Raw genomic sequence first — 22,936 nt, 5'->3', positions numbered from 1 at the left:
GCGAATAACCCAACAAACGATTCTCTTATCGCATTGATAATAAACAACTTGAACACAAACAAAACCCAACGATGGATTCACAAAATAACTGAGTAACAACCCAGCGATAACCCAAACTTTAAGAAAGAAAAGAAAGAGGAAGAAAGAAATACTATTTCCCCCTATAATCCCCCAATGGGTAAAATCGCTCACCGAAAATATTTCTGTATCTTTGTAATTCAATGTAAAATATAAATTTGTTATGTCTGCAAAGAAACCATTAATACTTATTACAAACGATGATGGCTACCAAGCCAAAGGTATAAAATCGCTAACCGAATCATTGGTCGGACTAGGAGAAATAGTAGTTGTTGCACCAGATGGTCCACGATCAGGAATGTCTAGCGCCATCACATCAATACATCCGATACGCTATTATTTATTAGAAAAAAACATAGAGAAAGATATAACCATTTACGGATGTACAGGTACGCCTGTGGATTGTGTAAAATTAGGAATTAGCGAAATATTAGATAGAAAACCCGATCTTGTGGTTTCGGGAATCAATCATGGTTCTAATGCCTCTATCTGTGTTATCTATTCGGGAACGATGGGTGCTGCAATAGAAGGATGCTTATACAAAGTACCATCTATCGGTTTCTCGTTACTAGATCATCATTTTGATGCTGATTTTTCTCATACGTACAAAATAACACGCTCACTAAGTGAAAGCGTACTTAAAACCGGCCTGCCTAAAGGAGTTTGTCTGAATGTAAATATACCTCATTCAACAAAAGCACTAAAAGGTCTGAAAGTTTGCAAACAAGCTCCGGGACAATTTGTAAAAGAATTCAAAAAATCGGCAGACGGTGCTGATAACGAAATATACTGGTTGACTGGATATTTTGAGAATGACACTCCTGATGATACTTCTACAGACGAATGGGCTTTAGCTAATGGTTACGCTTCGGTTGTTCCAACCAAAGTAGACTTTACTGACCATGAGCTAGTGGTTCAAATGAAAAACTTGGAAAACCTTATTTAAGGGCATAATATCGATCTATTTACTTATAAAGTATCTGACATATGAAATATTTTCTTGTTGCGGGAGAAGCTTCGGGCGATTTGCATGCTTCTAACCTTATGGCTGCACTTAAAGCTTCAGATCCTAAAGCAGATTTCTGCTTTTTAGGAGGAGATCTTATGCAGGCTCAAGGAGGCAAGCTTATCAAGCATTACCGAGAAATGGCTTTTATGGGCTTCATTCCCGTCTTGCTAAATCTGAGGACAATTCTCCGCAATATGAAAATGTGCCAACAAGCAATTGTTGATTACCAACCCAATGTAGTTATTCTAATAGATTATCCGGGATTCAATCTAAAGATTGCCAAGTTTGTAAAGACACAAACTAATATTCCCGTATATTATTACATCTCGCCCAAAGTATGGGCATGGAAAGAATACAGAGTAAAATCGTTCAAGAAATATGTCGATGAAATGCTATGCATACTTCCTTTTGAAGTTGATTTCTTTAAGAAACACAACTATCGGGTAGATTATGTAGGCAACCCTACAGTTGATGCAATAGCCAGCTTCAAAGAAAAAAACAAAGAAGATTCTCGCGAAAAATTCATACAAGAAAATAACTTAGAAGAAAAACCCTTCATCGCTCTATTGGCGGGAAGCCGTAAGCAAGAAATAAAAGACAACCTCCCTACCATGTTGGAGGTAGTAAAGAAGTTCCCTAACTATCAAGCGGTGATTGCTGGCGCACCGGGTATGGACCCCCATTACTACAAAACATATATAGGCGATAGTAATTGCAAAATAATTTTCGACCAGACTTACCGCTTGCTTTCTTATTCAGATGCAGCACTTGTAACCTCAGGAACTGCAACTCTCGAGACATCCCTATTCAGAGTACCACAAGTAGTATGTTACAGAATGCCTGTACCCCATATTGCACATTGGGCATTCAAGCATATTTTACATACTCCTTACATTTCGCTTGTGAATCTGATTGCAAACCAAGAAGTGGTCAAAGAATTGTTTGCTAAATACTTCTCGCGTCAAAACATCGAAAAAGAAGTAGATAAACTTCTAAACGATAAAGCTTATAGAAATAATATGCTGGAGGGATACGATCGCATTATCGGTATATTAGGCAAACCGGGAGCATCACAAAAAGCTGCACAAATTATTATACAGAAGCTAAGCCCGAACAAAGAACTGTAAGGAACGAATCAGTCTACAATATTAATACTTCTCAAAAGCTGATTTTGAAGGAAATACTTCTTTAAAACTTCTCTTTAGAGTATTCTTTGCACGCTTGAAATCTAAGATTTCCACACTGTCATTGAGGCACATTATATCATACTCCTGACGTGATATCTGATCACAAATATGAAGCAATGAACTATCTGTAATATCTACATACGTTGTGTCTTTTACAGTATTGTAAGGGTAAAAATTCCCCGCAGCCAATTGCCAATAACGTATCAACCATTGATTTACATCAGAGTTTGACCGGAATCTAGATCGACATGTCAAATGCAATACTGATGTTGCCTGAGACCACACCTCGTGGTAAGTAGATTTTAGGAACGCATTGGGAAGATGGGGATCTACAAATCCCGAGAAGTCGCGCCAAGTAAACAGAAAGGCATTACTCAATAAACTAAACCCATAATTTAAAGAAAACCATTTTCTCCAGAATTTTCTTATTTGTTGATGCTTATTGAAGAAAGAATCAATTATATCCAAATCATTTATAGCCATATGAATAATACTTCCATCCGAAGGCTTCGAAGTCATAACACCATAATCGCAAGGCAGTCCCTTTTTGAAAAACCGTGAAGGCTTTACAGGATTCAGAACATATAAGTCGTCATTGAAATATATAAAATGCTCGGATAACGATTCTATACGATGCAAATTGAGTTCTATCGTATTTGCACTGAATGTAGGTAGATATTCTTGAGGAATAAACTCTTCGTGCTTCACCCAGTTTAATTGAGGATGCTCGAGATTGAGCCAATCGGGAATATGCCCCGATGTCACAAAATGAATCTTATTAATCCAGGGCATAAACTTCTCTACCCCCCTGAACCAATAACGAAGCAAATCCCAATCTCTAAAACGAATAGAGCTGGTATCACCTATCGACGACCGTCCTGCATGTTGTCTGAAACTTTGCTGCCATTCCTTGTCTTGCCCATTCACCCAAGGCAACACAATATCGATACTGGATGTATTCATTTTTAATCTTCGTAACTTTTCTGTAACACCTAGCCTAATAAGAAAAAGCCCCAACACTCTATTCTCCTATACTTATAAACAGTATAATTTTACAAAAGTTTATACCTTTGTTTGTACATCAATATTTTTTTGAATGAAAATTCTTTTATTGGGAGAATACAGCAACCTGCATTGGACTTTGGCACAAGGGCTACGGGCTTTAGGACATTCGGTTGTAGTGGCTTCTAATGGTGACAGGTTCAAGAATTACAAAAGAGATATTGACCTTTCGCGAAAGAGCGATAATATTATCGACACTCTTAAATACGCTTATCTACTCAGCAAGAACTTTAGACTATTCAAAGGATTTGATATTGTACAAATTATAAATCCTCTTTTTCTCGACCTTAAACCCTATAAAAATCTCTCGGCTTTCAATTATCTAAAAAAGCACAACGGGAAGGTTTTCATGGGAGCTTTTGGTAATGATGCATATTGGTTGCAAGCTTGTTTAAACAAAAACACCTTTCGATATTCTGAATTTGATATTCCCAATCAATCAGACTATCTCTGTTCTGCAAAAGATATAATCAAAGTTTGGACTGACGAAGACAAAGTGAATGTAAACAAAGAAATAGCCGAAAGAGCAGACGGTATAATTGCCTGCCTTTATGAATACTTTGCTTCTTACCAGTCACAATTCGAGAAGAAGCTGACTTATATACCTGCCCCTATCAATACTTCCGAGATAGCTTTTACACAAAGAGGCAAAGACCCATCCAAGGTTAGATTCTTTATAGGAATACAAAAACAGAGAAACGAAATCAAAGGAACTGATATCCTATATAAATGCTTGCAAGAAGTACAATTAAAGTACCCGAATGAATGTATCATCCACAAAGCAGAATCTGTACCTTACGATGAATACATCACCATGAGAGATCAATCGGATGTATTATTAGATCAACTCTATTCATACACTCCCGGAATGAATGCGCTGACAGCCATGGCACAGGGTCTTTTAGTGGTAGGAGGTGGAGAACCCGAAACATACGACCTCTTAAATGAAAAAAACAACCATCCTATCATAAATATACTCCCTAGCGAGGAGGATATATTCAACAAATTAGAGAATCTAATCTTAAATAGGGAACAGATTCCTCAACAATCAATCAATAGCCGTATATTCGTAGAGCAACATCACGACTATCTAAAAATAGCACAGCAATATTTAGATACTTGGTCATAAAAATATTTTCTGACCTCTTTGATGTTTAGATCAGAACAAAAACTATAATCTTTTAGAACAAGAAAACTGTTCATTTAAATACTTTCATCTACCGATTAACTCTTTTAAGATAAAAAATACAGTCTTTATAGTTATTTCTTTACCTTTGTGATACTAAAAAAACATATAATATGAAGAAACTTTTTGTAGCATCCGTTGCTCTATTGATAGCTGTATCAGCATGGGCACAAAACGATAACACGGGCTCATCCGGTTATCAGTTTTCTGTAGTAAAAGAAAACCCAATCACTTCTATAAAAAATCAGGGAAGTAGTGGCACATGTTGGTCATTTTCAGGCGTTGGCTTTTTAGAGTCAGAGCTATTGAAAATGGGAAAAGGAGAACAAGATATTTCCGAAATGTATATTGTACGTCGCAACTATGAAGACAAAGCTGTAAAATATATCCGTTTGAACGGAAGCCTAAACTTTGCACAAGGAGGTTCGTTTGCCGATGTTATCGAAACACTGAACGAATATGGAGTTGTACCCGAAGAAGCTATGCCTGGGCTTAGCTATGGCGAAACCGGACACAAGCATGGCGAAATGGCTGATGGTCTTACAGGATACATCAACGGTATCATGAAGAATGGTAACAGAAAGCTTTCAACTGCTTGGTACAATGGATTCACTGGAATACTTGATGCTTTTTTAGGACAAAAGCCTGAAAATTTCACATACAAGGGTAAAAGCTATACACCACAAAGTTTTGCTAAAGAGCTTGGCTTAAACAGCAATAACTATGCATCATTTACCTCTTTTACACATCACCCATTTTATACACCTTTTGCAGTAGAGGTTCCAGACAACTGGCGTTGGGCATTGTCGTACAATGTTCCTTTGGACGATATGATAAAGGTAATGGATAGTGCTATCGAAAAAGGATATACTATTGCTTGGGCTTCGGATGTAAGCGAAGTAGGCTTCTCTCGTAATGGAATTGCAGTAGTTCCAGATGATAGTGCTCCCGAAAATGTAGGTTCAGACCAAGCTCATTGGCTAGGATTATCTGCAACTGAAAAGACTTCAACCATAAAAAAGAAAATAGAGCAAGGTCCTGTTAAAGAACTTGTAATTACTCAAGAGATGCGCCAAAAAGGATATGATAACTATGAAACAACTGACGATCATGGTATGCAGATTTTTGGTATAGTAAAAGATCAAAACGGCACTAAATACTATTTAGTGAAAAACTCTTGGGGCGAAGCAGGAGCATACAAAGGTATCTGGTATGCATCAGAGGCTTTCGTAAAATACAAAACAATAAGTTTTGTTGTAAACAAAGAAGCTGTTCCTAAAGACATTGCAGGCAAATTAAATCTTAAATAAGCCATAACGTAGGACAATATATAAAAAGACCCTTTCTTTTAAAGATTGGGTCTTTCTTATTGTTCAATAAACTGCATATATTCTCTTCTTTTTCATCCATATTGTCTGTAAAGAAATGACTAAAGGTCATCTAAGATGGATGTATACACACACAATTTAACAAATAGGCTTTCCTGATAAATAAATCATTAATTTATGATAAAAATCTTTTTTTAGCAATATTGAAATTAAAAGATAGTTATTTGCCGAGCACCTTAGTCTAGTATTGATATTTTTTGCGTATTTTTGTAGCCGTTTTTTCAATTTATTCTATACATATTATGAGTTCAAAAGTTAGGGTGCGCTTTGCTCCCAGTCCTACAGGTCCATTGCATATCGGAGGAGTGCGTACTGCATTATATAATTACCTTTTTGCTAAACAACAAGGTGGAGATTTCATTCTTCGAATTGAGGATACAGACTCGCAACGCTTTGTGCCGGGTGCTGAGGAATATATCATTGAAGCACTTACATGGTTAGGTCTTAACTTTGATGAAGGAACTCATGTTGGTGGTCAATACGGCCCATACAGACAATCAGACAGAAAACATATTTATAAAGAATACGTTGATATTCTTCTCAACAAAGATGCTGCTTATATGGCATTCGACACTCCTGCTGAGTTAGATGCTAAAAGAGCTGAAATTGAGAACTTTCAATATGATGCTTCTACAAGAGGACTCATGAAAAACTCTCTGACTCTTTCGAAAGAAGAAGTTCAGGCATTAATTGACAAAGGCGATAATTACGTTGTCCGCTTCAAGATAGAGCCTAATGAGGACATTACAGTAGACGACCTTATCAGAGGAAAAGTAGTTATCAACTCATCTGAGCTTGACGACAAGGTATTATTCAAATCAGCAGATAATTTACCAACATATCATCTTGCAAATATTGTAGATGATCATTTAATGGAAATATCACATGTAATAAGAGGCGAAGAATGGCTACCATCTGCTCCTCTGCATGTTTTATTATACAGAGCTTTTGGATGGACAGACACCATGCCAAAATTCACCCACTTAGCACTTCTTTTGAAACCGGATGGCAAAGGTAAACTAAGTAAACGCGATGGTGACCGTTTAGGCTTCCCTGTATTTCCTTTGCTTTGGACTGATCCTAAGACTCAAGAAGTATCTTCGGGATATAGAGAAAGCGGATATTTACCAAGTGCAGTTGTTAACTTCTTAGCTCTGTTAGGATGGAATCCGGGCAACGATCAGGAGATTATGTCAATGGAGGAGTTGATCAAACTTTTCTCAATCGAAAGATGTAGCAAAAGTGGTGCAAAATTTGACTTCGAAAAAGGAAAATGGTTCAACCATCAATATATTCAAGCTACATCAAATCAAGAATTAGCAAAATTATTCGAACCAATCCTTCAAAAAGAAGGGGTTAATGCTAAAATTGAATATACTGAAACGGTTGTAGGTCTTATAAAAGAACGTGCTAACTTAATTCCTGACTTATGGGATCAATCTTCTTTCTTCTTCAAAGCTCCCGATAGCTATGATGAGAAAGTAGTAAAAAAACGTTGGAAAGAAGATTCGTCTGCTCAGATATCTGAACTGTCTGATGTATTGAATGCAATCTCTGATTTCTCAGCACATAACCAAGAAGAAATTGTAAAACAATGGATCGAAGATAAAGGATACCATCTGGGCAATATAATGAATGCTTTTCGACTGGCAATTGTTGGCGAATCGAAAGGACCTCATATGTTTGACATCACAGCAACAATCGGAAAAGAAGAGACTCTTAATCGACTAAAAACTGCTATTTCTAAAATTGAATACAAAGCTTAAGCATGTATAATTTCATCATAGGTCTTTACGCTTTTATTGTATATATCATATCGCCTTTTCACAAAAAAGCCAGATTGATAGTTAAAGGACACAGAGATGTGTTCAAAAAACTTGAGTCAGAAATAGATCCAAATGCTAAATATATTTGGTTACACGCCGCTTCATTAGGTGAATTTGAGCAAGGAAGACCAATTATTGAAAACATAAAGGAGAATCACCCATCCTACAAAATACTATTAACATTCTTCTCCCCTTCAGGCTACGAAGTACGTAAAGATTATGAGTTGGCTGATATAGTATGTTACCTACCTTTCGATAGAAAGAGTAAAGTAAAACGCTTCTTGAATCTGGCAAACCCTCATATGGCGATTTTCATAAAGTACGAATTCTGGTACAATTATGTAAACCAATTGCACAAGAGACAAATTCCGACCTATATGGTATCGGCTATTTTCCGTCCCAATCAGATATTCTTTAGATGGTACGGAAAATTTTACCAAAAGATGCTTCATTTTTACTCTTGTATTTGTGTACAAGATGAAAACTCGAAGCAACTACTCAACAATATTGGAGTAAATAATGTAGAAGTTTGTGGTGATACTCGCTTCGATCGGGTTTTAGATATTAAAGCCGGAGCTAAAACGCTTCCTATTGCAGAAGCATTTACCAAAAACGAAAAAGGCGAAAAACAGATAACGCTTGTAGCCGGAAGCTCATGGCCTAAAGATGAAGATATATTTATAAAATACTTCAATGGCAATCCAGACCTTAAACTTATAATAGCACCCCACGAAATACACGAAGCACACTTAAGCTACATAGAGAGTATATTGAAACGTCCTTCTATTCGCTATTCGAAGGCAACAGTAGAAAACATACAACAATACGACTGTCTTATAGTCGATTCTTTCGGCTTATTGTCTTCCCTTTACGAGTATGGCGAAATAGCTTATGTAGGTGGTGGATTTGGAGTCGGCATTCACAATATTCTTGAAGCTGCTGTATATGGTATCCCTGTATTCTTTGGACCAAATTTCAAGAAGTTCAGAGAGGCGCATCAACTCATCGAAGAAGGTGGTGGATATCCGATACAAGATGACGAAAACTTCTGGAGTCTTATGAATGAGTTTTTAGAATACCCTCAAGTACTAAGTTCTGCGGGTAATCTTGCAGGAGAATATGTAAGAAACAATGCAGGTGTAGTAGATAAAGTAATGCAGATTATTGATTTGAAGTAAAGGAGCCGAGTTAGAAGTTAAAGCATTTACTCGTTTATCATTAACTTTCCAATAATCTCTATTGCTTTAACAACAGCCTCATTCAAATTAAAAATGCTTTTCCCTGTTTTCCTTATAGGATTCTCCCAATCTTGATTATAGATTATAGAAACGATAAATCCTTCACTTGCACCATACCAACCAACATCTAACAAATAGCCTTTCGGATAAATAACCTGCAACATATCTTCACGTAAACTGTCTCGGGAAAAATCAGTTTCAATATGGGTTACACATCCATCTTTAAAATCAATATTTTCAAAAGGGTTAGATGGCATTCTCTCTTCGATTGGAGCTAAATTCTCATCCTGTTGTTCATGCCAGTTCAGTATCGCTCGAACATTATGAGTAGAAATAAATTCGTCCGCTATTGGTGAGAAGAAGCAATATAATCCTTTTTTCAATCTATTACTTTGCAGAACACTGATTTTCGGATGTATAAACTCATCACTGATTTGATTCACTCGATAGGCCAGACACAGCCGCCTGTCATCCGAAATGATATGCAAATAAGGTATACCATAATCTTCATCTAATTTCACAAACCAATAAAACAATTGATCGTTATAGATAAGCTTGCGTTTTCCTCTTTCACTTATCATGCTCTACATCTATTAAGAATGAAGTTGCTTGAAGAAATCCCATATTACAATTCCCGTAGTTACGGCTACATTCAGAGAATGCTTTGTTCCATATTGAGGAATCTCAATGCAGCCATCGCAAGCATCAACAACGGCTTGTTGTACACCTTTCACTTCGTTACCCATAACAATTGCATATTTCTTATTAGAATCGAGCTGTAAATCATCCAGCATAACACTGTTTTCTACTTGTTCGATAGCAAAAACAGTATAGTTATTTTCTTGCAATTTCTCCACAGCTTTTACCGTATCTTCAAAATATTGCCATGTTACAGAATGTTCTGCACCCAATGCAGTCTTATGTATCTCTGGATTAGGAGGAGTTGCAGTTATTCCGCACAAATAGATTGCTTCTACCAAAAAAGCATCCGAAGTTCGGAATACAGATCCTACATTATTCAGACTTCTAATATTATCTAACACAACCACTAAGGGTATTTTCTCTGTCTCTTTAAATTCTTCTGTCGAAATTCTATTCAATTCCGTTATTTTCAGTTTTCTCATGACATTTCAATCTATAATCACCACACTAGCAAACTCGACTTGTCCTCCTACGGGAGGGTTTCTCTTCGAGATTTTCAGCTCTACTTTCTCGATTTTGGAAAACTCGCTTTTTAACGCTCTAACGATCCTGCCAGCTACATGTTCTAGCAACTTGGACGGTATCATCATTTCTCTTTTTACAACATCATAAACCGAAGCATAACTTAGAGTTTCATCCAGATCATCCGATACGGAGGCTTTCTCAAAATTAACGTTTAGCTTAAGATTTATAACGAAATGATTTCCAACCAGAGTCTCTTGAGCAAACACTCCGTGATTGCCATATATCTCGACATTTTCAAGTAATATGTATGTTTCCATAACCTGTGATATACATTAGTAGAAAAATAGAGCTGCAAAGCTAAGTTTTTTTTTTACATTTGTTATCTGAATAAACTCAATTATAATTTGACATATGCTAAATCGTAAGGAAGTCGCACCAGCCCCAAGTGGCATGCATAATGTATTATCGACAGGAACCGTCCTGACAGGAAATCTAGTCACGCAAGATGATATTCGAATCGATGGAGTTATTGAAGGAAATATTATCAGCCAAGGAAAAATAATCATCGGTAATAACGGTCACGTTTCGGGTGATGTAGAATGTCAAAATCTTGATTTACTTGGAAAAGTTTCAGGCAACGTGTTGTGCGAAGACACGATAATACTTAGAGTTACAGCAAATCTGATTGGAGATATTACTACTCAAATCATAGAGATAGAACCGGGAGCCCGTTTTACTGGATCCTGCAAAATGAAAAGTTAAATAGAGTCCCCAACTACTACGCCGGACTCTTATAGTTTCACCATACTTAAATATTGCACGTCATGGCAAACACAATACAGCGCCATCTGGGAGCACTAAGAAAGTTTCTGGAAGAAAAACAATTACATGCGTTTATAATCCCCAGCACCGATCCTCATCTGAGTGAGTATCCTGCTGCACATTGGGCTTCGAGAGAATGGATTAGCGGATTCACCGGATCTGCCGGTACTGTGGTTGTTACACGAGATAAAGCCGGTTTATGGACCGACTCACGATACTTTCTTCAAGCTGCAAAGCAGTTAGAGAATACAAATATCGATCTTTTCAGAGAAGGCTTGCCTACTACCCCAACTATTGAAGAATGGCTGATTTCTGAATTATCCGAAGGTAATACTGTGGGCATTGATGGAAACGTATATGCAGCAAACGAAGCTTTTCAGCTAAATGTTAGATTGAATCTGAACGGATTACATCTAATAACTGATTACGACCCTTTTGCTGAGATATGGAAAGATAGACCTCAGATACCTTTGAATCCTATTTTTGAACTGCCCGTTAAATATAGCGGACTTGAAGCTTCTAAAAAGATTTCACAAATCTGTACTATTATAGACAAGCATGGTGCCGACTCGCTATTAGTAGCATCGTTAGATACCATTGCGTGGCTCTTCAATATCAGAGGAAACGATGTTCAGTGTAATCCCGTAGCAGTTTGCTTTGCTTATATTTCTAAAAAAGAAACTGTAGTGTTTATCAATCCTAAGAAGCTGACTCAAGAGATGGGTCAATACTTCAAACAGGAAAATATACAAGTAGCCGATTATGATAAGATATTTGATTATGTAAGTTCAATTCCTGCTCAAACCCGAATTTGCTTACAAAGCTCAAAAGTGTCTTTTACCCTGCATAATAAGATACCAAAGACTTGCCGCATCATAGATATTCCTTCTCCTGCTGATCTCATGAAAAGCAAAAAGAATGAAACTGAACAAGAAGGCTTCCGCAATGCAATGCAACGCGATGGTGTTGCTTTAGTAAAATTCCTTATGTGGTTTGAAAAAGCTGTACCAACCGGTGAAGTAGAAGAAATGACAATTGTAGAAAAACTAACCGAATACAGAAGTCAACAAGACCTTTATGTAGGAGAAAGTTTCGCTACAATAGCAGGTTATGGACCTAATGGAGCAATTGTTCACTATCATGTAACACCCGAAAGCTCAGCCAAAGTGATACCCGAAGGGCTTCAACTAATAGATTCGGGCGCTCAATATTTTGATGGTACTACCGACATTACACGTACTGTTGCTGTAGGACCTCTTACCGAGCAAATGAAAAAGGATTATACTATGGTACTCAAAGGTCACATAGGTATAGCAACATGCAAATATCCAGAAGGAACACGAGGCAGCCAGATAGATATCTTGGCTAGAAAAGCTTTATGGGATAATGGACTTAATTATCTGCATGGAACTGGGCATGGTATCGGTCATTTTCTCAATGTACACGAAGGTCCTCAAAATATACGGATGAACGAAAATCCGACTACATTACAACCGGGAATGGTAACATCTAACGAACCGGGACTTTATCGAGCTAATCAATACGGTATCCGTATCGAGAATCTGATCTTAACAAAAGAAGATTGTGTAACAGAGTTTGGAGCTTTCTATTCTTTCGAAACACTTACTCTTTGCCCGATAGATACAACCCCAATCGTAAAGGAAATGCTTACCGAAGACGAAATTTCATGGTTCAACAATTATCATCAATATGTATATGATAGATTGTCACCAAGCCTTTCGGCAGAAGAAAAAGAATGGTTGAAAGATAAGACTAAAGCAATTTAAGGCTATAACCTTTTTTGCAGCTCTTCGTATTACTTTATATTATATAGAAAAAGAACAATGGCTTTAATAAAAGAAGTTAGAGGTTTTACACCTCAAATAGGAAAAAATGCTTTTTTAGCGGACAATGCAACAATAATAGGAGATGTAATCATGGGTGATGATTGCAGCGTTTGGTTTAATGCTGTACTTCGTGGTGATGTAAATTCAATACGTATAGGCAACCGTGTGAATATTCAAGACGGTACTGTTTTACATACACTTTATCAAAAATCGACCGTTGAGATAGGCGACGATGTTTCGGTAGGTCACAATGTAGTAATACATGGGGCTAAAATCGAAAGCGGAGCTTTAATCGGCATGGGAGCAATAGTACTCGATCATGCAGTAGTAGGCGAAGGCTCTATTGTTGCTGCCGGATCGGTAGTACTCAGTGGAACAATTATAGAACCCGGAAGCATATACGCCGGAGTACCTGCCAAATTCGTAAAGAAAGTGGATGCTGAACAAGCTAAAGAAATGAATCAAAAGATAGCAAAGAACTATTTAATGTATTCAGGTTGGTTCAAAGATGAAGAATAAGGTTGCTAATCTTATTGTTAACTTTTACTTTCTTAAATAAAAGATAAACAATAATAAATCATCTCTAAAACATAAATACAAAACGAGGCTTTTTTATTAAATTGGCTTCGTTTTTATTTTAAACAAAACACTAAACTGATAAATAATGAAAACTAAACTTTTACTACTACTTTGCCTAGTGAGCTGTTCGTTTTTTGCGAATGCTCAGAAAATAACTGTTGCAACATACAACATTCGTAACGACAATGCGGATGATGTGAAAAACGGTAATGGCTGGCAGCAACGTCTACCCGTAGTATGTAACCTGATTAAGTATCATAATTTTGATATTTTTGGGACACAGGAAGGATTATATAATCAATTAGAAAATATAAAAGAACAATTACCCGAACTCAACTATATTGGAGTTGGGCGCGACGATGCTAAACAAGCTGGAGAATACTCTGCCATATTTTATAAAAAGGATAAGTTTAAATTGCTCGATTCGGGTAATTTCTGGTTAGCAAACAACTCTTCTAAACCTAATTTGGGATGGGATGCCGTTTGCATCCGTATCTGCACATGGGGTAAATTTAAAGAAAAAGCATCCGGAAAAGAATTCTACTTCTTTAATTTACATGCTGATCATGTTGGTGTAAAAGCACGTAAAGAAGGGGCAAAACTGGTTCTTGAAAAAATTAAAAAGATAGCAGGAAAACAATCAGCTATATTGACCGGCGACTTCAATGTTGATCAGCATAACGAAAGTTATTTATTTTTAGATACATCCGGTCTGTTAAGAGACTCTTACGACTTATCACCTATTAAGTATGCCAATAACGGGACATTCAATGCATTCAATTTGACGCGTGTTACAGATGAACGTATAGATCATATTTTTCTTACTAAGAAGTTCAGAGTTTCACGTTATGGCATCTTAACCGATATTTATTGGGATAAGAATGGAGTTCCACGCATACCTTCCGACCACTATCCGGTAGTTGCCGAAGTTGAATTTACGAAATAAAGGTCTCAGACCTCTATTTACTTTTGACAAGCATAACAAACATAAATGCTATAGCTCCAAAAACATATTATCAAATACTTTAATTTACTCAAAGTTATAGCCATAATGAAAGAAATTATCAAAGAGTGGAAAAACAGATATAAGAATGCCAAACTTAAATACAAAATAGCGATTCCTTTGTGCAGTATTTTAGTTATCTGGTATATATTCTGTCTACCTTCGCCACTTTTTGATGTTCCATATAGTACGGTGGTCTCCGATAGAGAAAACGAATTATTGGGGGCACGTATTGCTAACGATCAGCAATGGCGTTTTCCTTCCGTTGATTCTGTTCCCGAAAAATACAGAGTATGTGTTACTCAGTTCGAAGATCAGTATTTCAGTTATCACTGGGGTATAAATCCTATCTCGCTCTTTAGAGCTATTAAACAGAATATCTCTCAGAAGCGAATTGTAAGTGGGGCTAGTACCATTACCATGCAAACCATCCGTTTATCGAGAAAAGAAAAGCGGACTTTCGGAGAGAAGTTTATTGAAATGATTTTAGCTACACGGCTCGAATTCTCTTATTCGAAAGATGAAATTATAAATCTATATGCTTCGCATGCACCAATGGGCGGTAATGTTGTAGGAATAGAAGCCGCCTCATGGCGATATTTCGGGCATCAATCATCTACTCTATCTTGGGCAGAAGCTGCAACGTTGGCTGTACTCCCTAATTCTCCTGCCATTATGCACTTTGGGCGTAACAGAGAGAAACTTTTAAATAAACGAAACAACCTACTCAAGCGTCTGCAAGAAAAAGGTATTATTGATGAGATAGATTACGAGCTTTCGATAGCCGAGCCCCTACCCTTCGAGCCCTATGCATTACCTCAAGTTGCACCTCACCTTGTAACCAAGATATACATGGAACAGGGCGGAAAACATATACATTCGACTATTGACAAACGCCGACAATTACTGGTCGAGAATATATTATCGAGATGGAATGCCGAATTTGCACAGAATGAAATAAAGAACATCGCAGCGGTAGTTATTGATATAGAAAAGAACGAGGTTGTTGCTTACTGCGGAAATGTCAATTTCGACAAAAGTGTATCAGCCAATCAGGTAGATGTTATTCAAGCACCTCGAAGTACGGGAAGTATACTGAAACCTTTCCTTTATTGTGCCATGCTTCAAGATGGACAATTACTGCCCAATCAGTTACTGGCAGATATACCGATCAATATAAACGGTTTCAGTCCTAAAAATTTTAGTCTCAATTACGATGGTGCAGCTCCTGCTTCCGAAGCATTGGCACGATCTCTCAATATTCCCTTTGTGGTTTCACTCCGAAAATATGGAATACCTAAATTCTACTCCCTTTTGAAAGAAGCAGGCATGACAACTTTGTCACGTTCGCCCGATACTTACGGGCTTTCGCTTATTCTTGGAGGAGCTGAAGGTAAATTGTGGGACATCACGTCGATGTACGCACATATGGCACAATCTTTGAACGATTATAACAACGAACAACGTTACTGGAAACACAAACCGATCTCGTATATCTACAACGAGGATAATAACGAACCCATTGAGCGTATTAGGAGACCTTTATTTGAAGCTGGTGCTATCTGGCTAACCTTTGATGCTCTGACGAATGTAAATCGTCCTGAAGAGATCGATTGGAGGTCTATCCCATCCATACAAAAGATTGCATGGAAAACAGGCACAAGCTTTGGTTTCCGCGACGGTTGGGCAGTGGGTGTTAGCCCCAAATATGCAGTGGGCGTATGGGTTGGAAATTCAGACGGAGAAGGTCGCCCCGGATTGACGGGTGCTAGAACTGCGGGAATGGTAATGTTCGACATCTTCAATTCGCTACCCTCCTCTAAATGGTTTACAGCTCCTACGAGCGATCTTGTACGAGCTGAAACTTGTAGGGAAAGCGGAATGTTGACGGGTATAAATTGCCCTGAAACATCTATTGATACAACATGGATTACAAAAAAAGGTATGGAGACTAATGCCTGCGATTTTCATATAAGGATAAATGTATCCGAAGATTTCAAATACAGAGTGTATGAAAACTGCGCAGGAAGCAGAGGTATAATACAAACTTCGTGGTTTGTTTTACCGCCTTCGTGGGAATGGTTTTACAAAGAACAACATCCGTCTTATAAGATGTTACCTCCATTCTCGCCCGAATGTATGAACGAAGATCAAACCAAAACAATGGAATTCATATATCCGTTTGCAAATGGGGTTGTAAGCATTCCGAAGCAATTGGACGGATCGCCCGGAAAGGTAATCTTTGATTTAGCTCACCGCAATCCACAGACAAAAGTCTACTGGCATTTAGATGACACTTATGTGGGAGAAACTCAAAACTTTCACAAGAAAGAGTTAGCTCCTGCTGCGGGTAAACACCGATTGACTGTGGTGGATGAAACGGGCAACTCATTAGTTCTTAACTTTACTGTAAAGTAATTGGATAAACACCTTTTGTTACCTTTTGGAGTGAACGAATAAGTAGAATAAAGTGTTAATAACATACGGGTTTATACAGATTAAAAATGCATGGGTGTATTACGTATACTCCATAAGCAACAGAAAACCCTATAAATGGACGTATTTAATATGTCTATACAAGGAAAACAAGTTGTAAGAAAAATCGATAATCAGTACAAACTCTATAAACTAAATAAAATATGGCATTTATTGATTATTATAGCGTACTTGGGCTAAAGAAGGATGCCTCTGCCGACGATATCAAAAAGGCATATCGAAGATTAGCCAGAAAATATCATCCTGATTTGAATCCGGATGACAAGGAGTCACATCAAAAATTTCAGCAGATTAATGAAGCGAATGAGGTTTTGAGTGATCCCGAAAAAAGAAAAAAATACGATACATATGGCGAACATTGGCAACATGGCGAAGAATACGAAAAAGCCCGTCAACAACAATCTCAAAGTAGAGGTTTTGGAGGAGGCTTCGGCGGATTTGGAGGCGATGCCAGTTATAGCTACTCTAGTGACGACAGCGAATTTTCAGACTTCTTTGAATCCTTATTCGGAAACAGAGGAGGTAGAGGTTCGCGTTCCGGCAGATCGCATGGTTTCAAAGGGCAAGACTATACTGCCGAATTACATCTCAGCTTAAAAGATGCATCGGAAACACATAAGCAAACTCTTGCCGTTAATGGTAAAAATATACGTATAACCGTTCCCGCGGGTATTGCCGACGGACAAGTTATCAAACTACCCAAACAAGGAGGACCGGGAGTAAACGGAGGTCCTGACGGTGATCTGTATATCACATTTGTAATTGCAGAAGACCCTATATTCAAAAGATTAGGAGACGACCTATATGTAAATGAGTCGTTAGACTTATACACGGCAGTATTGGGTGGTGAGACTATGATAGATACTCTCTCGGGAAAAGTAAAATTGAAAGTAAAACCCGAAACTCAAAACGGAACTAAAGTTCGGTTAAAAGGCAAGGGATTTCCTGTATATAAAAAAGACGGACAGTTTGGTGACCTATACATCACCTATTCCGTGAAGGTACCAACAGGTTTGAATGATGAGCAAAAAGACCTCTTCAGAAAACTTGCAAGTTATCAATCCAAAGTCTAATATCTATTTATTACTTTAGTAAGTATAAGTACAATAAGCTGATATTATTGAATAATATTGTATTTAATATTTACTGTTACTTAAAGAATATCGTTATGAAAACAGGACTAATTATAATAGAAGAATACTGTAACAGTTCGCAAGTAGAACCATCTTTCATCGATCTGTTAGAGAACGAAGGATTGATAGAAATAGAGATAGTTGAAGGGGAACATTATATAAGAGAATCTCAATTGCAAGATCTCGAGCGTTTTGCTAATTGGTATTACGATCTTTCTATTAACATAGAGGGTATTGATGTAATACAAAATTTATTGCAGAAAGTGCAGAGCCTGGAACAAGAGCTATACTCGTTACGAAAACTAAAATCGCTCCATCATAAGGACTTGTGGGAAGAGATAGACGAATAAGAAAAGAGACATCAATACTGATGTCTCTTTTTATTTTAGAGAGAAGTATTTATTAAAAGGCAACCATTAACTATATTTTATTTTATTTACTAATGACTATTTAGTACATTTATACCTTATTGTTGTAAGACAGTTTATTACGAAATACTATAATAACCAATCTTTTTAGATGCTATGAAAAAAAACTTGATTTTGGCAAGAAACTTAATCTGCCTAATAATACTTTGCGGAATATCTGCAAGTTGTGAACAGAAAAGACCCATAAAAACGTGTGACACTTTTGCTGAAATGGCTGATCCGACAGCAGATACTCTGTCGAACTGGAGCCAGACACCTCCGGGGCTTAATGCTTCTTTTGTCAGCATAGACAATAAATATCCTAGGTCGGTAATGCCCGAAATTACAAATAGTCAATCATATACGGTAACCGGATGGAAAGGTGAAAAACTTTCGGGACAACTATTGCTTTGGAGTGCTGAAGATATTCAACAAGTAGAATGCGAATTCAGCGATTTTACTTCTCCCAACGGAAAACTATCTTCTGATATAGCTCAAGCCAGATTTGTTCGTTATGTTATGACCGATATATTCGAGCCGGGTTGCGGCTATCGTAAACCCGAGGATTTCCCTTCGTCACTAGCTGCCGATATGCTCGATAATTTGGAGTGCTTTAACATCGAAGCTAAAACGGTACGCCCAGTATGGCTTAGTATAAACATTCCTCAATCGGCAACAGCAGGAACTTATAATGGTAAGCTTAAAGTTTATGCAAGAGATCAAAAGACTCAGGAATTTGAGATAAGCATAGAGGTTCAAGACCGCACTTTGCCTTCTCCTTCCCAATGGACTTATCACCTTGATTTGTGGCAACATCCTTCGGCTGTGGCTCGTGTTCAGAACCTAGAAATGTGGAGCGACAAACACTTTGAAGCCCTTAAACCTCAAATGAAAATGCTTGCCGATGCTGGACAGAAGGTTATTACTGCAAACATCAACAAAGAACCTTGGAACAACCAATGCTTCGACCCATATGCAGATATGATTATATGGACTAAAAACACAGATGGAACATGGTCTTATGACTATACCATATTCGACAAGTGGGTACAACTAATGATGGATTTAGGAATCAATAAAATGATCAATTGTTACTCTATGATTCCTTGGAATAACGAGATACATTATACTGATGCTGCCTCTAAAGAGATTATAAACGTGAAGGCTGATCCGGGAACAAAAATATTCGCTGATATGTGGACTCCGTTTTTAACCGATTTCACCAAACATCTGAAAGAAAAGGGCTGGTTAGAGATAACTAATATTGCTATGGACGAGCGTTCGCCCGAAGCTATGAAAGCAACAGTAGACCTTCTACAAAAAGTAGCACCCGAGTTAGGAATATCATTGGCTGATAATCACAAAAGCTATAAAAAATACCCATTCATAAAAGATATGTGTGTAGCTGCCGGTGCAAAAGTAGATTCGGCTGACATAGCTATGCGTCGCGAAAAAGGTTTGATAACCACGTATTACGTTTGCTGTTCTGACAAATTCCCCAATATGTTTACATTCTCCAACTCAGCAGAGTCTGTTTATGCCAGTTGGTATGCTATTGCTGCCGATTTCGACGGTTTCTTGCGTTGGGCATACAACTCATGGGTAGAAAACCCATTGACCGATTCTCGATTCAAAACATGGCCAGCCGGTGATACATATATTGTATATCCTGAGGCACGCAGCTCTATACGCTTCGAACGTTTGATAGAAGGTATCCAAGATTTTGAAAAGATTCGCATTCTAAGAGAAGACTTGAAGAAAGCCAACACTCCCGAATCTTTAAGCAAGTTAGAAAAACTGAATGCCGAAGTTGCTAAATTCAAGACAATTGAACCAACAGAGCCTATTAATGATATGTTGAAAAAAGCGAAGATGACGATTAACGAAATCTCTAAGTAAAGAGAACGAGAAATAGAAAAGAGGCGATGTTTGAAATCAAACATCGCCTCTTTTTATTTTAGAACAAATTTGTTTAAGCTTTTTCTGCAAAATACTGCTTGATCTTATCTTCTAAGAATAGAATAGCAATTATGGCACTGAATATAATCAAAGTACCAACACTATATTCTTTGGAAATTACAAAACTAGCAATCCATGAAGCAACTACTGCTACAATTAAAAGGATTCGGCCGATTACTTTACCTTTCAATAATAACAATCCTGATATCAAGATTAGCGGACCTGCCACAAAATTTTCAATTATCACCTGAGTAATCAAATTAGGATTTTCAGCAAGAAAAGCTTGCAATCCTATAAGTCCCAATATTCCCGCAACTATTCTTATAATACCTAATACTATCAATACAATACTTACAACCCTTAAAGGTTTTGGCATATCCATTTTTTCAGAAAATTTAGTGTGTTTAATTTTATATCGAAGCTTTTTCTTCTGCCTCTTCTATGTTCTTTTCTGCCTCCTTCGATAATTCTGGATAGGCAATACGAGAATGGTATATAGTCATCAACTTCTCTTTGAATATATTCTTTGCAATCTCAATATCCCTAAAGGTAATAGGTGCATTCCTCAGTAATCCGTCATGCATTTGAGTATCAATTAGCTTATTTACCAATTGAGATATAGATTCTTCCGTATATTCTTTTAAGCTTCTCGATGCAGCTTCTACTGTATCTGCCATCATAAGAATCGCTGTTTCTTTTGTAAACGGATTTGGACCCGGATACGAAAAGTCAGCCTCATCTACAACCTCATCTGCATGCTCATTTTTATAAGAATTGTAGAAATATTTCACTTTTCCCGTTCCATGATGAGTAGCTATAAAGTCGATAATCTGTTGAGGTAGATTGTATTTTCGAGCAATCTTAATTCCTTCGGGTACATGGTTTATAATTATGCGTGCACTTTCTTTATATGAAAGGCCTATATGAGGATTCATTCCCGGAATCTGATTTTCGGTAAAATAAGCAGGGTTAGTCATCTTTCCAATATCATGGTACAATGCTCCGGTACGAACCAGCGGTGCATTTGCTCCAATACGTGTAGCTACCGCTGCCGCCAAATTAGAGACCTGCATCGAGTGCTGAAATGTACCCGGTGCAACCTCCGACAGTTGCTGTAATAAAGGTTTGTTGATATTCGATAATTCGATCATACTCACTCCCGATATAAAACCGAACACCTTTTCGCACATATACACCAATAGGTATGCAAACATTACAAACATAAAGTTGATCGCAAAATAAAGGAACATCAAAGGGTCAATCTGTTTGATATCGCCTTTCAGAGCCAATGTTACACCAATATAAAGAGATGTATAGGTAAGTAAGATAAAGAATGACGATTTTATAAGTTGAGATCTTTCCGACAAATCTTTCAAACTAAAGATACACATAAAGCCTACGGGTATCTGTAACAGAAGAAACTCCTGAGGAAACGGTACCATCAGCGAACAGATTATAGCCGTTATAAGATGTGTAAGCATGGCTGTACGAGAATCGATAAACGTACGTACCATAACCGTTGCCATAGCATAAGGGATTATATAGACATTGAATCCCAGCTTTACAAACAGTCCTGTAAGTACACACAGTACAACAATCATCATCAGCATGAAGACGACATTGCGACGGTCATAATATTCTCTTGGACGGAAAAATATCAAGTAAGTCATAAATGCCATAATAAGGGCGGTTATCAAAATAATATCCCCCACTATCATCCAATTTTTACGCGTACCCGACCCTTCTTTCTGTTCGGTTATTTTCTGTAAAGAGTTGAGTATATGCACTGTTTTTGCAGTTACAATTTCTCCTCTATCGATAATTTTTTGTCCTGCTAAAACATTCCCCTCCGCAAAAGGAACCCTCATCAATAATTCATCTTTTGCTTTCTTCGACAGTTCGCTATCTAAGATTATATTATCGTACAAGTAATTATTCAAGTTGAGAGACTGAATAACATACAATTGCAAATTTTCGGGCAGATCATTTATCAACTTCTCATAAGCAAGCTTCGAAGTATAGAATGAATTGATATTCCGGATAGAAGCCACATTATCCCCATTAATTAGGTAAAGCTGTTTCAAGGAGCTTTCCTCTATCTTATCATAATCAGTCGCAGCAATTAATCCTGCCTGATAAATTTCGTGCATTTTTCGCTGTACATACTGAATATATCCTTTAGGAATTTCAGCTGCCTGAGCATCATTGGTGAAGAGAGTTATTGCCCGTTCCGATCTGAATTTATCCAAGCTATAATAAGGGATATATTCCTTTAAAATACTATCCCTTTCCTGCTCTAACTGTGCTTCTGGCTTATAGATAGGAAAGTCCATAGGGGCTGTCACAAGTCCATACCGCCAAGGCTTACCTTCGCTTTCATTGTAACTTACAGTAGTCTCACGTGGAGCAAAGTAAGCTATCAGAATAATCGCAAATATAAAAAAGGTAGGGGTTGGTATTTTTATTTTCTTATTTAAATATCCCATAGTTATATAATTAAGGTCGCAGACCTCTTTACTTGTTTAATAGTATTTGTCGGAAGAAGAGTT

The 22,936-nt window shown here is 37.4% G+C and carries 20 protein-coding genes; 14 read left to right on the top strand and 6 right to left on the bottom strand.

Features of this window, described 5'->3' with window-relative positions; genetic code table 11:
- The first annotated feature begins 241 nt into the window (after positions 1 to 241).
- Positions 242 to 1,024: a 5'/3'-nucleotidase SurE gene (gene surE, locus IR022_RS17780; protein WP_194204745.1), complete on the top strand. Its 783-nt coding sequence runs from the start codon at positions 242 to 244 to the stop codon at positions 1,022 to 1,024.
- A gap of 41 nt (positions 1,025 to 1,065) precedes the next feature.
- Positions 1,066 to 2,214, top strand: a complete 1,149-nt coding sequence (gene lpxB, locus IR022_RS17775) for a lipid-A-disaccharide synthase (protein ID WP_194204744.1) — start codon at positions 1,066 to 1,068, stop codon at positions 2,212 to 2,214.
- Positions 2,215 to 2,235: 21 nt separating this feature from the next.
- On the opposite strand, the gene IR022_RS17770 is transcribed toward lpxB, so the two are convergent.
- Positions 2,236 to 3,237 carry a Stealth CR1 domain-containing protein gene (locus tag IR022_RS17770; RefSeq protein ID WP_194204743.1) on the bottom strand — a complete coding sequence of 334 codons (1,002 nt, stop codon included), beginning with the start codon at positions 3,235 to 3,237 and terminating at the stop codon, positions 2,236 to 2,238.
- Positions 3,238 to 3,370: 133 nt separating this feature from the next.
- Here IR022_RS17770 and IR022_RS17765 point away from each other — a divergent pair, with 133 nt between their 5' ends.
- The 4 genes from IR022_RS17765 to IR022_RS17750 all read left to right on the top strand — a co-directional run bounded on the left by IR022_RS17765 (position 3,371) and on the right by IR022_RS17750 (position 8,914).
- Entirely contained in the window at positions 3,371 to 4,465 is a 1,095-nt protein-coding gene (locus IR022_RS17765; RefSeq protein WP_194204742.1) for a glycosyltransferase, read from the top strand.
- A 170-nt stretch (positions 4,466 to 4,635) separates the two neighbouring features.
- Complete coding sequence (locus IR022_RS17760) at positions 4,636 to 5,832, top strand: aminopeptidase C (protein ID WP_194204741.1); 1,197 nt, start codon at positions 4,636 to 4,638, stop codon at positions 5,830 to 5,832.
- Positions 5,833 to 6,149: 317 nt separating this feature from the next.
- Complete coding sequence (gltX, locus tag IR022_RS17755; RefSeq protein WP_194204936.1) at positions 6,150 to 7,676, top strand: glutamate--tRNA ligase; 1,527 nt, start codon at positions 6,150 to 6,152, stop codon at positions 7,674 to 7,676.
- A 2-nt stretch (positions 7,677 to 7,678) separates the two neighbouring features.
- Positions 7,679 to 8,914 (top strand): 3-deoxy-D-manno-octulosonic acid transferase, encoded by a 1,236-nt coding sequence (locus tag IR022_RS17750; protein ID WP_194204740.1) that lies wholly within the window; start codon positions 7,679 to 7,681, stop codon positions 8,912 to 8,914.
- Positions 8,915 to 8,940: 26 nt separating this feature from the next.
- Here the strand turns inward: IR022_RS17750 and IR022_RS17745 are convergent, their stop codons facing one another.
- Genes IR022_RS17745 through folB form a run of 3 tightly spaced genes read right to left on the bottom strand, consistent with a single transcriptional unit; the run spans position 8,941 to position 10,458 of the window.
- The gene (locus IR022_RS17745; RefSeq protein WP_194204739.1) at positions 8,941 to 9,555 is read right to left on the bottom strand and encodes a hypothetical protein; all 615 of its coding nucleotides are present in this window, start codon (positions 9,553 to 9,555) and stop codon (positions 8,941 to 8,943) included.
- A gap of 12 nt (positions 9,556 to 9,567) precedes the next feature.
- The gene (locus IR022_RS17740) at positions 9,568 to 10,098 is read right to left on the bottom strand and encodes an RNA methyltransferase (protein WP_050710954.1); all 531 of its coding nucleotides are present in this window, start codon (positions 10,096 to 10,098) and stop codon (positions 9,568 to 9,570) included.
- Between the two features lie 6 nt (positions 10,099 to 10,104).
- Positions 10,105 to 10,458 (bottom strand): dihydroneopterin aldolase, encoded by a 354-nt coding sequence (gene folB / locus IR022_RS17735; RefSeq protein ID WP_194204738.1) that lies wholly within the window; start codon positions 10,456 to 10,458, stop codon positions 10,105 to 10,107.
- A 94-nt stretch (positions 10,459 to 10,552) separates the two neighbouring features.
- Between folB and IR022_RS17730 the strand changes: the two genes are divergently transcribed.
- From IR022_RS17730 to IR022_RS17695, 8 genes are all read left to right on the top strand, one after another.
- Positions 10,553 to 10,903: a polymer-forming cytoskeletal protein gene (locus IR022_RS17730; RefSeq protein WP_050710956.1), complete on the top strand. Its 351-nt coding sequence runs from the start codon at positions 10,553 to 10,555 to the stop codon at positions 10,901 to 10,903.
- Positions 10,904 to 10,965: 62 nt separating this feature from the next.
- Positions 10,966 to 12,750, top strand: coding sequence for an aminopeptidase P family protein (locus IR022_RS17725; protein WP_194204737.1), 1,785 nt, complete (start codon positions 10,966 to 10,968; stop codon positions 12,748 to 12,750).
- A gap of 57 nt (positions 12,751 to 12,807) precedes the next feature.
- Positions 12,808 to 13,329, top strand: a complete 522-nt coding sequence (locus IR022_RS17720; RefSeq protein WP_050710958.1) for a gamma carbonic anhydrase family protein — start codon at positions 12,808 to 12,810, stop codon at positions 13,327 to 13,329.
- 145 nt (positions 13,330 to 13,474) lie between these two features.
- Positions 13,475 to 14,335, top strand: a complete 861-nt coding sequence (locus tag IR022_RS17715) for an endonuclease/exonuclease/phosphatase family protein (protein WP_050710959.1) — start codon at positions 13,475 to 13,477, stop codon at positions 14,333 to 14,335.
- A gap of 105 nt (positions 14,336 to 14,440) precedes the next feature.
- Positions 14,441 to 16,810 (top strand): penicillin-binding protein 1C, encoded by a 2,370-nt coding sequence (pbpC, locus tag IR022_RS17710; protein ID WP_194204736.1) that lies wholly within the window; start codon positions 14,441 to 14,443, stop codon positions 16,808 to 16,810.
- A 221-nt stretch (positions 16,811 to 17,031) separates the two neighbouring features.
- On the top strand, positions 17,032 to 17,961 hold the full coding sequence (locus IR022_RS17705) for a DnaJ C-terminal domain-containing protein (RefSeq protein WP_194204735.1): 930 nt from the start codon (positions 17,032 to 17,034) through the stop codon (positions 17,959 to 17,961).
- Positions 17,962 to 18,056: 95 nt separating this feature from the next.
- On the top strand, positions 18,057 to 18,371 hold the full coding sequence (locus tag IR022_RS17700; RefSeq protein ID WP_050710962.1) for a chaperone modulator CbpM: 315 nt from the start codon (positions 18,057 to 18,059) through the stop codon (positions 18,369 to 18,371).
- Positions 18,372 to 18,545: 174 nt separating this feature from the next.
- On the top strand, positions 18,546 to 20,327 hold the full coding sequence (locus IR022_RS17695; protein WP_194204734.1) for a DUF4091 domain-containing protein: 1,782 nt from the start codon (positions 18,546 to 18,548) through the stop codon (positions 20,325 to 20,327).
- A 73-nt stretch (positions 20,328 to 20,400) separates the two neighbouring features.
- Here the strand turns inward: IR022_RS17695 and IR022_RS17690 are convergent, their stop codons facing one another.
- A complete protein-coding gene (locus IR022_RS17690; protein ID WP_194204733.1) occupies positions 20,401 to 20,769 on the bottom strand; it encodes a hypothetical protein in 369 nt (122 codons plus the stop codon).
- A 28-nt stretch (positions 20,770 to 20,797) separates the two neighbouring features.
- Positions 20,798 to 22,873 (bottom strand): HD family phosphohydrolase, encoded by a 2,076-nt coding sequence (locus IR022_RS17685; RefSeq protein ID WP_194204732.1) that lies wholly within the window; start codon positions 22,871 to 22,873, stop codon positions 20,798 to 20,800.
- Positions 22,874 to 22,936 lie beyond the last annotated feature (63 nt).

This window comes from Dysgonomonas sp. GY617, assembly GCF_015233815.1.
Taxonomy (GTDB): Bacteria; Bacteroidota; Bacteroidia; order Bacteroidales; family Dysgonomonadaceae; genus Dysgonomonas_A.
The sequence above is the reverse complement of the archived record's forward strand: the minus strand, read 5'-3'. Positions and strand labels throughout refer to the sequence as shown.